At 63.9% G+C, this 14551-nt stretch carries 7 protein-coding genes; 5 read left to right on the plus strand and 2 right to left on the minus strand.

The genetic code is table 11. The annotated features are described in order from the left end of the window. Positions 1-2 precede the first annotated feature (2 nt). Complete coding sequence (locus FPJ27_RS17075) at positions 3-1676, minus strand: bifunctional 3-(3-hydroxy-phenyl)propionate/3-hydroxycinnamic acid hydroxylase (protein ID WP_204421903.1); 1674 nt, start codon at positions 1674-1676, stop codon at positions 3-5. 145 nt (positions 1677-1821) lie between these two features. Between FPJ27_RS17075 and FPJ27_RS17080 the strand changes: the two genes are divergently transcribed. Continuing rightward, positions 1822-2568 carry a TetR/AcrR family transcriptional regulator gene (locus FPJ27_RS17080; protein WP_072445183.1) on the plus strand — a complete coding sequence of 249 codons (747 nt, stop codon included), beginning with the start codon at positions 1822-1824 and terminating at the stop codon, positions 2566-2568. 82 nt (positions 2569-2650) lie between these two features. On the opposite strand, the gene FPJ27_RS36570 is transcribed toward FPJ27_RS17080, so the two are convergent. After that, positions 2651-3088, minus strand: coding sequence for a hypothetical protein (locus FPJ27_RS36570; protein ID WP_239483223.1), 438 nt, complete (start codon positions 3086-3088; stop codon positions 2651-2653). A gap of 34 nt (positions 3089-3122) precedes the next feature. Between FPJ27_RS36570 and FPJ27_RS17095 the strand changes: the two genes are divergently transcribed. The 4 genes from FPJ27_RS17095 (at position 3123) to FPJ27_RS17110 (ending at position 14543) form a co-directional block, all read left to right on the plus strand. Continuing rightward, positions 3123-4025: a ferritin-like domain-containing protein gene (locus FPJ27_RS17095; RefSeq protein WP_204421905.1), complete on the plus strand. Its 903-nt coding sequence runs from the start codon at positions 3123-3125 to the stop codon at positions 4023-4025. A gap of 1101 nt (positions 4026-5126) precedes the next feature. After that, complete coding sequence (locus FPJ27_RS17100) at positions 5127-12212, plus strand: ESPR-type extended signal peptide-containing protein (RefSeq protein ID WP_204423242.1); 7086 nt, start codon at positions 5127-5129, stop codon at positions 12210-12212. A 124-nt stretch (positions 12213-12336) separates the two neighbouring features. Further along, the gene (locus FPJ27_RS17105) at positions 12337-13005 is read left to right on the plus strand and encodes an OmpA family protein (RefSeq protein WP_072443683.1); all 669 of its coding nucleotides are present in this window, start codon (positions 12337-12339) and stop codon (positions 13003-13005) included. A gap of 392 nt (positions 13006-13397) precedes the next feature. Next, complete coding sequence (locus FPJ27_RS17110) at positions 13398-14543, plus strand: DUF2827 domain-containing protein (protein WP_204421906.1); 1146 nt, start codon at positions 13398-13400, stop codon at positions 14541-14543. Positions 14544-14551 lie beyond the last annotated feature (8 nt).

A 14551-nucleotide genomic window follows, 5' to 3' on the forward strand; every position in this document is an offset into this window, starting at 1 on the left:
CCTCAGACGAAAGATTGAGCAGGTTCGGTGATAGGTGGCATTGCGCCGATCGGCGTTCCAAGCAAAGCCATGCTCTCGGCGATCAGACGACTCGCTTCGCCCACCGGCCCGTCATGGATTACCACTCGGTCAGGTCGCACAACGGCGGCCCAGCCAAACGGTGCGGCGCGCGGCAGAAATGCGCCCTCGAGATCCTCCCAACCTCCGTTCGCCGCCAGATGCAGCCGCTGCCCGCGATGCGCGATCTGGATAACCGTTCCGCCCGCGGCGGCGAATGCTGCGGCCGTCCGGACATCGAGCGCGGCACCTGCGTCGCGACCGAATCCGATTAAGGTGAGGCCCGGGCCGAGCACGTCGTCGCTCAGGCACGTCCGGCCGTTGGCGCCGCGAACCCAACCCTGCGGCACGAGCGCGCCGCGCGTCAGTCCGGATCGAGTGCTGCCCACGACGAAAAGGCCACGCCGGCAGATATTCCTGGGCTTGATCTCCAGTTCTTCGAAATAGGCTCGCCACTTAGGTACAAGCCGCATTGCGCGCATCAGACCGTGAGTGACAAGCGCGACTGCGGCGTTGCGCGGCATCACCAGCCTTCCCATGAGCTGGGCGAAGCGAATCATTGCCTTCACATGCGGCCGACGTTCCTGATCGTAAGTGGCGAGAATCTGTGGCGATGCGTGCCCGTGAATGACGGATGCAAGCTTCCAGCACAAATTGGCGGCGTCGCGCAGCCCTGCGACGAGTCCTTGTCCGACAAACGGGGGCGTGATGTGTGCTGCGTCGCCCGCGAGGAACACTCGCCCTTGGCTGAACGCTTTGACTGTCCTCGCGTGGAAGCGATAGACCGCCTTGCGCTCGATGACCATGTTGTCGACATTGCCCCACGGCGCGAGCAGCTCGCGGATGCGGGCGTCAGACTCCATCTCCTCACGCGTTTCGCCGGGCCGCAGCATGAATTCCCAGCGCTCGCGTGCGCCGGGCGCCGTCATGTGCGGCGTTGGCCGTCGGTGATCGCAAATGAATTCGACGTGGTCGATTGGGCGCGGCACGTTGCGTGCGTCTACGATGAGCCAGTCCTCGACGAAAGTTTTGCCCTTGAATTCCTGCCCGATCAATTGACGGACGAGTGAGCTCGCACCGTCGGCGCCGATCAGGTAGCGCGCTTGAACATCATGAATACGCCCGAGCCCCAGATCCAGCGTCGCTGCAATTGACGCCGGTCCTGATTCAATGCCGAGCAACGCGACTCCGAGCGCTGCACGCGCGCAGGGGTATTGCTGGAGGCGGCTCCGCAGACATCGCTCAAGGTCCGGTTGATAAAACGTTACGAGCTTCGGGTGCCCATCGATGCTGCCCAGTGTGTTGGCCTTACCGAACTCCCCCAGTAGTGGTGAACGCATCCTCACGCAGGGGATTGCGACGGTTTCGAGCTCGTGCTCGGTCACGCCTACGAGCTGAAGGATGCGCAGCGCTTCATTGTCGAGCGCGATGGCCCGGGGTGCCATGTAAATGTCAGTCGCCTTGTCAACGACGAGCACGTTTACTCCGTGGCGCGCGAGAAGGTTGGCTGCGGCGGCGCCGACAGGACCGAAGCCGACGATCAGAACGTCAACATTCGAAGGCAGGTCTTTGATGACCTCCCGACCGGGGCGGTGCCGACCGTCGGGTTGGGCACCCATCTGCGCATTTGTCTCCACAAGCACTCCATTGATCGATTCGTCCGGCTCGGTTCGGCCGATGTATGACATTGAAGCCATAACTGAACGTTTTGTCAATTATGACTCTTGAGTCTATACTCGGATTTCCTTTCACCGTTGACAAGTCATGCCGAATTCCCCGACACCCCGTGCGGATACGCGCCCTCCAGAGTCCGTGCCTGCAACAGCCACGCCGCAGCGTGAACCGCGCGGTGCGCGCCGCAAGCGCGAAACGCGCGCACGACTGCTTGAGGCTGCACTCGGGCTAATGGCAGAAAAAGGGCCAGAAGGTGTGACGATTAACGAGATCACCGAGGCCGCAGATGTCGGCCGTGGTTCGTTCTATAACCACTTCGAATCGCAGGATGCGATCTACGCGGCGCTCGTGGATTGGGTGTTCGAGGATTTCGCTGATTCACTCGACCGTTGCGCCGCAGATTTGTCTGATCCGGCAGAAATCATTTCGGTGTCGGTACGGCACACGTTGCTGCGAGCGCGACGCGAACCTGTATGGGGACAATTTCTGATCCGGGAAGGCCTATCCGCGCGTGCGCTCAGCCGCGGGCTCGGCCAGCGGCTCCTGCGGGATGTGCAGATGGGTGCCGCGGCCGGACGGTTTGGCGTCGCGGATCCGCTGATGTCTGTCCTTGCAGTTGGCGGCACGGTCCTGGCAGCGATCGCGGCGGACATGCAGTTCGCCGCGCCGGCCACTCCTGTGACGTTTGGATTCGCGGCACTCGGGTTTGGTAACGAAGACTTCCCCGAGCGCGCCGCTACCGTGCTGTTGCAAGCGCTTGGACTCTCACACGCCGAGGCAGAGGTGATCGCCCACCGACCGTTGCCGACCGTCTCGATAGAAGCGAATGCCCCGTAAGAGGAAATACGGCCCCACACGGCCACGCGCCTCGCCGAGATTGCGGCGTATCCGCACAAGGCGGTGCACGGCTGTCTTGGTCTTACCGCTGCCGGCGCAAGCGATGACGCACAGTGGCACCATCGGCGCGTCGACGACCTCCTGCTGCTCTGGTGTCAGCCCGCTCATAGCTTCGGGTCTCCTCCATTTTGCAAGCGTGCTGGATAGCAGCCTGGATGTAGGCTGGCACTGTGAAGGCTACCTTGTCGTCCGAAATGACGAGTGCCAGAGATTGGGCGAAGCTGCCTTTCTGGACGTTGTTCTTCGGGCGTTCGAACATGCCGCAGAACAATGCCTTGGCCTTGGCCGCGTCGCCAACTTCTGCATCGATGGCAGCAATCAACGACTTGGCGATCCTCGGGTGCAGCTTGGCCAGCGCCTTGAGCATGGCCGTGCGGTTGTCCGATTCCAGGGCTAGGTCGTACTCGAACGTCTTGAGGCCATGGCCGCACGAAAATACGCGTTTACGGAAGCTATGCAAGAATCTTTCGACCCGTAATCGCATAACAACAGCCATGACTGACACGCTGCAGGAAGAGCACGCAGCCGCAGATCACGCGATGCGCAACTGGACCTTCGAGAGTCATGGTCCGGTCAGGATCGGTTCCGATGCGCACAAGCAGATGTTCTGTCGCATGCTGCTCGACACACACAACCCGTACAAGCCGGCCGTGATCGACTGGCCGGCGCTCAAGCCCGACGAGCTCAGGCGGCTCACGTCGCTGCCGATCTGGGACATCGCGGTGCAAACCGAAGGCCGCGCGTCGATTCGCGTGGCGACCTACGCAGCGACGGTCGGCGATCCGCTGCTGCGCCGCGCGCTCGAGATGGACGGCGGCGAGGAAGCGCGCCACAAGGTCGTATTGTCGAAGCTCGTCGCGGCCTACGGCATCCGGCTCGCGCCCGAGCCGGCCTACCCGGCGCCGAAGGACCCCGAGTGGTCGTGGATGATGACGGGCTTCAGCGAATGCATCGACAGCTTCTTCGCGTTCGGCCTGTTCCGCTCCGCGCAGCGCTCCGGTTATTTCCCGCCCGAACTCGTCGACACCTTCGAGCCGGTGATCCAGGAAGAAGGCCGCCACATCCTGTTCTTCGCGAACTGGTACGCCTGGTACTGGCGCACGATCCCGTGGTGGCGCCGGCCGTGGTTCTTCGCGCGCGTCGCGGCCGTGTGGGTGCACCTGATCCGCGACCGCATCGGCATCGCGCGCGGCATCGATGCCGACGGCGTCGCGCGTGACGCGAACTTCCCGGCAACCGGCACCGCCGACATCGGCGATGCGCTGAACCCGCGCGAGCTGATCGAGCTGTGTCTGGTCGAGAACGACCGGCGGATGGCCGGTTACGACAAGCGCCTGCTGCGCCCGATGTTCGTGCCGCGGATGGCGCGGTTCGCGCTGCGGTTTCTCAAGAAGTAAGGTCGACGGCGCGGCCGCAGGTCATGCGGGGGCCCCTTCGTGCGAGGTGCCGTGCGTCCGCGCAGCGCCGGTTGACCGTCGCCACCGCGGCCGATTCGATCCGGAGCGCTCGCACCGCATGCCGGACGAATCGGCGCCCCTCCTGCTCGAAACCAGCTCGTTCCATGCGGTGAGCGACCGCTTCGGCTCACATCCGTGGACCGAATGTGGCGCGCCCGATACATCTCATCCAACCCTATTTTTCCTCCGACGCTTCGGCGCGCCCCGACGTGGAGCAAATTGCCGCAGCCGATTCTGACATTTCAGGTGCGTCATCCCCGGCGCTGACCGGGCGGTCTTCAACAACCTGTCGACGCCGCGTGGGGCGCCGCTGCGGAGCCGTCTCCCCGACTATCTGGCACGCCTCCCCATTTCGCGCTCATACCGACATCACCGATATCGTCAATAGGACAAATCCGATAGTTGAATGCCAGGAACACTATCTGTCGCTTTGTAGCAATTTTTTACACATTCGACGAGCCAGCCTGCCCGGAACGCCCGCCACACGGGCAGCCACGACGGACGAGATGCGCAAATCAGCACAGCCGGACATGCGGCAATCCAGATCGGCTTTACCGACAGATAATCAATCTATAAAAAACAAACCATCAATTAATTAAGAATTAACGAGGTTCAAACTAAGGTAAACATATTATCAATTCAAGCCCGACATTTCATTACAGAATCGAAAGAACCAACCAGCACGCAAACGTTTGCTATTTCATTCGTCTTACTTATTGGCCGCCTCTTTATGTTACTCATCGCACAAATCGTCAGTAAGTCATTGATTTTTATGAAAACATTAGGGCCACCCCACGCAGGACACAATCATACGATGCACCTTTCACATTCTTTCATTTGCATACACAACAAATACATCAAAACACGACGCATTAACCATTCTTTAACTTTAAAGCCGCCTCATTTATCACTGTTTGTCAATCTCATAAATGCGCCTCCAATAAACTCCGCCCATCAATTTTGAGATTCGCGCGAACGCACGGAGTATTCCTCTAACAATAGAGACCGGTGTGTGGCGTGCACATTTGGAGGTAGTAGGACATGAACCGCACATACCGCTCGATCTGGAACGAAGCCCTTGGCGCCTGGGTCGCGGCATCGGAAATCGATTCGGCACGGGGCAAGCCGAACAAGTCGGCCGTCGTGGTCGCCGCAGTCGCAGCACTGGCGATCGGCCTGCCGGGGCTCGCCGAGGCCAACACGCTCAACACACAGCAGACCTGCTTTACGGGAAGCAACGGCGCAGTCGGCCGAGTTAACCCGGGTGGCACGCAAAACCAGGCTGGCGACGGCTCCGGTACGTATTCGATCGTGGCCGGCTGTAACTCCAACGGCAACGGCTGGACCGGCGTCACGGTTTACGGCTCCTTCGCGCAAGCGACCGGTAACGGCGCCGTCGCCACCGGCATGCAGTCGTCGGCCGGCCTGTGGGGCGTCGCGGCCGGCCTCGAAACCACCGCGAGCGGCGCAGGCGCCACCGCGCTCGGCTTCGGCTCGACGGCAAACGCGTTGAACTCGGTCGCAATCGGCGGTGCGGGCGGCAACGGCACGACGCCGCTGTCGCAGGCAAATTCGACCATCGCGTCGGGCGCGGGCTCGATCGCAATCGGCAGCAACGCAACGAAGGGCGCACAGTCGGCCGCTTCGGACAGCATCGCGATCGGCGGGCAGTCGGCAGTTACGTCGGCTGCCACGTCGGGGATCGCAATCGGCGTCAATTCGAGCGCGACTGTTGCAAACTCGGTTGCACTTGGCAGCAACTCGATCACGACCTCCGCCGCAGGCACCACGACCGGCGGCACGGGTGCGGTCAGCAATACGACGATCGGTAGTCAGACCTTTGGCACGTATGCAGGCGCGAATTCGGCAGGCGGCGTGGTCAGCGTCGGTGCTGTGAACGCAGAGCGTCGTATCCAGAACGTCGCAGCAGGGCTCGTCAGTGCAAGCAGCACCGACGCGATCAACGGTAGCCAGCTATACGCAGTCGCGAGCACGACGACGTCGAATATCACCAGTCTGTCGACCTCAACGTCGACGGGTTTGTCGTCGGCTAACAGTTCGATCACTTCGTTGTCCACTTCGACTTCGACCGGCATCTCGTCGCTGTCCACGTCGACCTCGACCGGTCTGTCGTCGGCTAACAGCTCCATCACTTCGCTGTCGACTTCGACCTCGACCGGCCTTTCATCGGCCAACAGCTCCATCACGTCACTGTCCACGTCGACCTCGACGGGTCTGTCGTCGGCTAATAGCTCGATCACTTCGCTGTCGACCTCCACGTCAACGGGTCTGTCGTCGGCGAATAGCTCCATCACGTCCCTGTCCACGTCGGCCTCGACCGGCATCAACTCGCTGTCCACTGGCCTGAGCTCGGCCAACAGCTCGGTGACGTCGCTGTCCACCTCGACCTCGACGGGGCTCTCGTCGGCTAATAGCTCGATCACCTCCCTGTCCACGTCGACCTCGACCGGCATCAACTCGCTGTCCACCGGCCTCAGCTCGGCCAACAGCTCGGTGACGTCGCTGTCCACCTCGACCTCGACGGGGCTCTCGTCGGCTAATAGCTCGATCACTTCGCTGTCGACCTCGACCTCGACCGGCATCAACTCGCTGTCCACTGGCCTGAGCTCGGCCAACAGCTCGGTGACGTCGCTGTCCACCTCGACCTCGACGGGTCTCTCGTCGGCTAACAGCTCGATCACTTCGTTGTCCACCTCGACCTCGACCGGCATCAACTCGCTGTCCACCGGCCTCAGCTCGGCCAACAGCTCGGTGACGTCGCTGTCCACTTCGACCTCGACGGGTCTCTCGTCGGCTAACAGCTCGATCACTTCGCTTTCGACCTCGACCTCGACCGGCATCAGCTCGCTGTCCACCTCGACCTCGACCGGCCTCTCGTCGGCCAACAGCTCCATCACGTCGCTGTCCACTTCGACCTCGACGGGTCTCTCGTCGGCTAATAGCTCGATCTCGTCGCTTTCGACCTCGACCTCGACCGGCATCAGCTCGCTGTCCACCGGCCTGAGCACGGTCACGACCAAGACGGACAACCTCGGCAACAGCACGGCATCGGCACTCGGCGGCGGCTCCACGTACAACCCGACGACCGGGACGGTCTCCGCACCGGCGTACACGACCTACAACGCGAACGGCACGACGTCGACCGCCAGCAGCGTCGGCTCGGCGATCGACAACATCAACAGTCAGGGCATCAAGTACTTCCACGCGAACTCGACCGGTGCCGACAGCGTCGCGACCGGCACCGACGCCGTCGCCATCGGCAGCGGCGCCACCGCCGGCACCAACAATTCCGTCGCGCTCGGCGCCAACTCGCAGACCGCCGCAGCCAATCCCACGAGCAGCGCGACCGTCAACGGCGTCACGTTCGGAGGATTCGCAGGCACCGCGCCGGTCGGCACCGTCAGCGTCGGCAGCCCGGGCAACGAGCGACAAATCACCAACGTCGCCGCCGGCCAGGTGACGCAGACCAGTACCGACGCGATCAACGGCAGCCAGCTTTATTCGGTTGCCCAACAGGTTGGTACCGCAACCAGTGCCATTTCGTCGTTGTCCACGTCGACCTCGACCGGCCTCTCGTCGGCTAACAGCTCCATCACGTCGTTGTCCACCTCGACTTCGACCGGCATCAATTCGCTGTCCACCGGCCTGAGCTCGACCAACAGTTCGGTGTCGTCGCTGTCGACTTCCACGTCGACGGGCCTGTCCTCAGCTAACAGCTCGATCACTTCGTTGTCCACCTCGACTTCGACGGGAATCAACTCGCTGTCCACCGGCCTCAGCTCGACCAACAGCTCGGTGACTTCGCTTTCGACCTCCACGTCGACCGGCCTCTCATCAGCCAACAGCTCGATCACCTCGCTGTCGACCTCGACCTCGACCGGTCTATCGTCGGCTAACAGCTCCATCACTTCGCTGTCGACTTCGACCTCGACCGGCATCAACTCGCTGTCCACCGGCCTCAGCTCGACCAACAGCTCGGTGTCGTCGCTGTCGACCTCGACCTCGACCGGTCTGTCGTCGGCTAACAGCTCGATCACTTCGCTGTCCACCGGCCTCAGCTCGACCGACAGCTCGGTGGCTTCGTTGTCGACTTCCACGTCGACGGGCCTGTCCTCGGCTAACAGCTCGATCACGTCGTTGTCCACCTCGACTTCGACCGGCATCAACTCGCTGTCCACCGGCCTCAGCTCGACCGACAGCTCGGTGACTTCGCTTTCGACTTCCACGTCGACCGGCCTGTCGTCGGCTAACAGCTCCATCACGTCGTTGTCCACCTCGACGTCGACGGGTCTCTCGTCGGCCAACAGCTCGATCACGTCGCTGTCCACCTCGACTTCGACCGGCATCAATTCGCTGTCCACCGGCCTCAGCTCGACCGACAGCTCGGTGGCTTCGTTGTCGACTTCCACGTCGACGGGTCTGTCCTCGGCTAACAGCTCGATCACGTCGTTGTCCACCTCGACTTCGACGGGCCTCTCGTCGGCTAACAGCTCCATCACTTCGCTGTCGACTTCGACCTCGACCGGCATCAACTCGCTGTCCACCGGCCTCAGCTCGACCAACAGCTCGGTGTCGTCGCTGTCGACCTCCACGTCGACCGGCCTTTCGTCGGCTAACAGCTCGATCACGTCGCTGTCCACCTCGACTTCGACCGGCATCAACTCGCTGTCCACCGGCCTCAGCTCGACCGACAGCTCGGTGACTTCGCTTTCGACTTCCACGTCGACCGGCCTGTCGTCGGCTAACAGCTCCATCACGTCGTTGTCCACCTCGACGTCGACGGGTCTCTCGTCGGCCAACAGCACGATCACTTCGCTGTCCACCTCGACTTCGACTGGCCTGTCCTCGGCGAACAGCTCGATCACTTCGTTGTCCACCTCGACGTCGACGGGTCTCTCGTCGGCCAACAGCTCGATCACTTCGCTGTCCACCTCGACTTCGACTGGCCTGTCCTCGGCGAACAGCTCGATCACATCGCTGTCCACGTCGACCTCGACCGGCATCAACTCGCTGTCCACCGGCCTGAGCTCGACCAACAGCTCGGTGACTTCGCTGTCGACTTCCACCTCGACGGGCCTGTCCTCGGCGAACAGCTCGATCACGTCGCTGTCCACCTCGACCTCGACCGGCATCAATTCGCTGTCCACCGGCCTCAGCTCGACCGACAGCTCGGTGGCTTCGTTGTCGACTTCCACGTCGACGGGTCTGTCCTCGGCGAACAGCTCGATCACGTCGCTGTCCACCTCGACCTCGACGGGCATCAACTCGCTGTCCACCGGCCTGAGCTCGACCAACAGTTCGGTGTCGTCGCTGTCGACTTCCACCTCGACTGGCCTGTCCTCGGCGAACAGCTCGATCGCATCGCTGTCCACCTCGACCTCGACCGGCATCAATTCGTTGTCCACCGGCCTGAGCTCGACCAACAGCTCGGTGACTTCGCTCTCAACCTCCACGTCGACGGGTCTGTCCTCGGCTAACAGCTCGATCACGTCGCTGTCCACTTCGACCTCGACGGGCATCAACTCGCTGTCCACCGGCCTCAGCTCGACCAATAGCTCGGTGACTTCGCTTTCGACCTCCACGTCGACCGGCCTCTCGTCGGCCAATAGCTCGATCACGTCGTTGTCCACCTCGACGTCGACGGGCCTCTCGTCGGCCAACAGCTCGATCACTTCGCTGTCCACCTCGACCTCGACCGGCTTGTCGTCGGCGAACAGTTCGATCACGTCGTTGTCCACCTCGACGTCGACGGGCCTCTCGTCGGCCAACAGCTCGATCACTTCGCTGTCCACCTCGACCTCGACCGGCTTGTCGTCGGCGAACAGTTCGATCACGTCGCTGTCCACCTCGACTTCGACGGGCTTGTCCTCGGCTAACAGCTCGATTACGTCGCTGTCCACTTCGACGTCAACGGGTCTGTCGTCCGCGAATAGCTCGATCACCTCGCTGTCGACTTCGACCTCGACCGGCCTCTCATCGGCCAACAGCTCGATCGATTCGCTGTCGACTTCCACGTCGACGGGCCTGTCCTCGGCGAACAGCTCGATCACCTCGCTGTCGACTTCGACCTCGACCGGCATCAACTCGCTGTCCACCGGCCTGAGCTCGACCAACAGCTCGGTGACTTCGCTGTCGACTTCCACCTCGACGGGCCTGTCCTCGGCCAACAGCTCGATCACCTCGCTGTCGACCTCGACCTCGACCGGTCTGTCGTCGGCTAACAGCTCCATCACTTCGCTGTCCACTTCGACCTCGACCGGTCTGTCGTCGGCTAACAGCTCCATCACTTCGCTGTCCACTTCGACCTCGACCGGCATCAACTCGCTGTCCACCGGCCTGAGCTCGACCGACAGCACGATCCTGTCGCTGTCGACCTCGACCTCGACCGGCATCGGCTCGCTGTCCACCGGCCTGAGCTCGACGAACAGCTCGGTGTCGTCGCTGTCGACTTCCACCTCGACCGCGATCAACGCCGCGAAGACGCACTACTACAGCGTCAACGACAACGGCACGCAGCAAAGCAACTACGCCAACGACGGCGCAACGGGCGCCAACGCCCTCGCGGCAGGCGTCAACGCAAGTGCGGCAGGCGCAAGCAGCGTCGCGGTCGGCGACGGTTCGAACGCGCAGTCGGCAGGCGCGGTCGCGATCGGCCAGAACGCATCGGCAACGGGCGGCAAGGCCGTGTCGATCGGCTCCGGCAACACCGCGAGCGGCGACGGCGCGGTAGCGATCGGCGATCCGAGCGTGGCCACTGGCACCGGCGCGGTAGCGATGGGCGCGAACGACACGGCGACCGGCAACGGCGCAGTGGCGCTCGGCAACGCAAACACGGCAAACGGCGCCAGCGCGCTCGCCCTCGGCAGCTCGAACCAAGCCACCGCGGACAACACGATCGCGCTGGGCAGCCAGTCCACGGCCAGCGCCATCGGCGCACAAGCCTACGGCTCGGCTGCCAAAGCCACGGCCGCCGACGCGCTCGCCTTCGGCACGAACGCGCAAGCCAACGTCGCCAACTCGATCGCGCTCGGTGCGAACTCGGTCACGAGTGCCGCGAACCCGACGTCGAGCGCCACGATCGGCGGTGTCACGTACCTCTTCGCGGGCAGCTCGCCGGCAGGCGTGGTGAGCGTCGGCGCGCCGGGCCAGGAACGCCAGATCACGAACGTCGCCGCCGGCCGGGTCTCGGCCAGCAGCACGGACGCGATCAACGGCAGCCAGCTCAACGCGACGAACAACGCGGTCACCGCGCTGTCGACGTCCACCGCGTCGAACGTCGCGTCGCTGTCGACCGGCATCAACTCGCTGTCCACGGGTCTCAGTTCGACGAACAGCAACCTCACGTCGCTGTCCACGTCGACCTCGACCGCGATCAGCTCGCTGTCGACGGGCCTCAGCGCGACGAACAGCAACGTGTCGTCGCTGTCCACGTCGACGTCGACCGGCATCGGTTCGCTGTCCACCGGACTGAGCTCGACGAACAGCACGGTCGCCTCGCTGTCGACCGGCGTGACGAACATCAACAACACGCTGAACCAGTTGTCGACGACGCTCAACAACAACACGACGCGCGCGATCAATACCAACGGCGTCGCCGCCGACATGAACGGCACCGGCAGCGATCACCCGACCGTCACCGCCGGCTCGAACTCGGTGGCGATCGGCGCGAATTCGACGGATGGCGGCCGCCAGAACGTTGTCTCGGTCGGCAGCGACACGCAGCAGCGCCAGATCGTGAACGTCGCGCCGGGTACGCAAGGCACCGACGCAGTGAACGTGAACCAGCTGACGCAGGTGCAGACGACGCTGTCGACGGCACTGTCGGGCCAGCAGGCGCAGATCAACTCGCTGGGTTCGCAACTGCAGCAGACCGACCAGATGGCGAAGCAGGGTATCGCGGCCGTCGGCGCGATGGCGTCGATCCCGCAGCTCGATCGCGACGCCAACTTCGGCATGGGTATCGGCACGTCGACCTTCCTCGGCCAGAAGGCGATGGCGGTCAACATGCAGGCCCGCATCACGGAGAACCTGAAGGCGTCGATCAACGGCGGCTTCAGCGGCGGTCAGAAGGTGATCGGCGCCGGCATGCTGTACCAGTGGAAGTAACGCGTCGCGCCGCCAGGTCGCCCGGCTCGCCAGCCGGCCGGCCCGCGGCGGCCCCGACGGCAGGACGAGCCGGCCGCGCAGCCCGCGGCCGGCTTCTGTCAACCCAAGCTTTGAGGACGTAACCGTGAACAAACTCGCTTTTGCGCTCGCGCTTTCCGCAATGGCCCTCGCCGCGTGCTCGACCGCATCCGGCCCGACCTTCAGCGCCTCCGAACTGCAACCGCGCGACGGCATGCGCACGTTCCAGGTGGACTGCCACGGCCTGCTGTCCGGCCCGCAGACCTGCATGAAGGCCGCCCGCAAGATCTGCGGCGACCAGCCGGTGCGTGCCGTCGACTCGGCCCGCGCGCTGCGCGACAAATCCGATCCTGCGACGCTGGTCTTCCAGTGCGGCGCCGCGCCGGCCGAAGCGGCTGCGGCCTCGGCCGCCGAACCTGCGCCTGCCACCGTCGAACACGTGAACCTGTCGGGCGACGCGCTGTTCGCGACCGACCACGCGACGCTCGCACCGACCGCACGCGAATCGCTCGACCGGCTGCTGAGCGAGCGCGCGGACCGCACGTACTCGCAGGTGACGATCACCGGCTTTACGGATACGGTGGGCAGCGACGACTACAACCTTGCGCTGTCGAAGCGCCGTGCCGAATCCGTCGCCGCCTATCTGAAGGCGCACGGGCTGAAGGCCGACACGCTGACGGTCACGGGCCGCGGCAAGGCCGATCCGGTCGCGTCCAACGCGACGCCCGAAGGCCGTGCCAGCAACCGTCGCGTCGAAATCACGCTGCAGCACTGAGCGGGCGACCGCCGCGCGCGGCGGCCGATCCGGCAGGCCGCCAGCGCCGCGCCGGACATCCGCCGATCGACGCGGGCGCCGCTGCGTCGGCGCCCCGTTTCCGCTGGCCGCCGGCTATGTCAAAGTTCGTCACGCCCCTCCACAAACCGGCGATTTCCGTGCCACAATCGCCGCAGACAGTCGCAGGGGCAGCCTGCCCGAATCGCGCGCCGTGCCAGGCGTGCCCGACGACACGCCGGAATCCGGCTGCCGCCCTCGCGAACCACGTCGCCCGATTCGCGTGCCGCGGCGCACCGGCGCGAATGCAACCATGACAATCCACGGCGCGCCGCTTCCGGGCCAGACGCTCGACGCCATGCCCGGACGCACGACGCCGCAGAGGAAACCAACCGGTGACGGACATCAATGAAGCCGCCTCGGGCGGCACCCGCAAGCAACGCCCGGCCGTCGGCATCTCGCTGTTTGCGCGGGACGGCCAGGCGATCTGGGAAAACGGCATTCACCAGAACATCGCGTTCCTCGCGATGATGCTCAAGCGCTCGGATCGCGTCGGCCCCGTCTATTTCCTGAACGGCGGCGACGCCAACGCACTGCCGGCCGGCCTCGAACTCGACGGCCTCGACATCCCGCTCGTGAATCCCGCCGACGTCACGCACGAACTCGACGTCGTGATCGAAATGGGCGCGCAGTTGCCGGTCGAATGGCTCAGGCACATGAAGGCGCTCGGCAAGAAAATCGCCGCGTTCTTCTGCGGGCACGTGTATGCCGGCCTGTGCGAAACCCCGATCTTCGAAAAACCGTCGGGGCATATCTTCAACGGCGCGCCGTTCGACGAAGTGTGGCTGCTGCCGCAATACGACAAGACCGCGGCGCCGATGCTGCAGACCATCCTGCGCGCGCCGGTGCACCTGATGCCGCACATCTGGTCGCCGTACTTCCTCGATCGCCGCATCGCCGCGCTGGCGAGCGAAGGCGCGACGTTCGGCTATCGGCCCGGCCGCCGCCCGTGGCGCCTGGCGATGCTCGAGCCGAACATCTCGGTCGTCAAGTCCTGCCACTACCCGATGCTCGCGTGCGACGAGTTCTATCGAGCGCGGCCGGACGCGGTGCAACACATGTTCGTCGTCAACGCGATGCACATGAAGGAGCATCCGACCTTCGTGCACTTCGCGAACAGCCTCGATCTCGTGCGCCAGCACAAGGCGACCTTCGAACCGCGCATCGACCTGCCGGGCTTCATGGCGCGCCATGCGGACGCGGTCGTGTCGCACCACTGGGAAAACGGGCAGAACTACCTGTACTACGACGTGCTGCACGGCGGTTATCCGCTGATCCACAACTCGACGCTGCTCGGCGACGCCGGCTATTACTACCCGGACTTCGACTCGGCCGCGGGCGGCCGCGCGCTGCTCGAAGCGTGGCTGCATCACGACGAACGCCTCGACGACTACCGTGCGAAGGCCGGCCGGCTGCTGCAGTCGGTCTCGATCGACAACCCCGCGAACCTCGACGCGTTCGTCTCGCGTCTGGTCGCCTGAACCGGAGC

The sequence above is a fragment of the Burkholderia sp. MS455 genome (assembly GCF_016899445.1).
In the GTDB taxonomy this organism is placed as follows: Bacteria; Pseudomonadota; Gammaproteobacteria; order Burkholderiales; family Burkholderiaceae; genus Burkholderia; species Burkholderia pyrrocinia_C.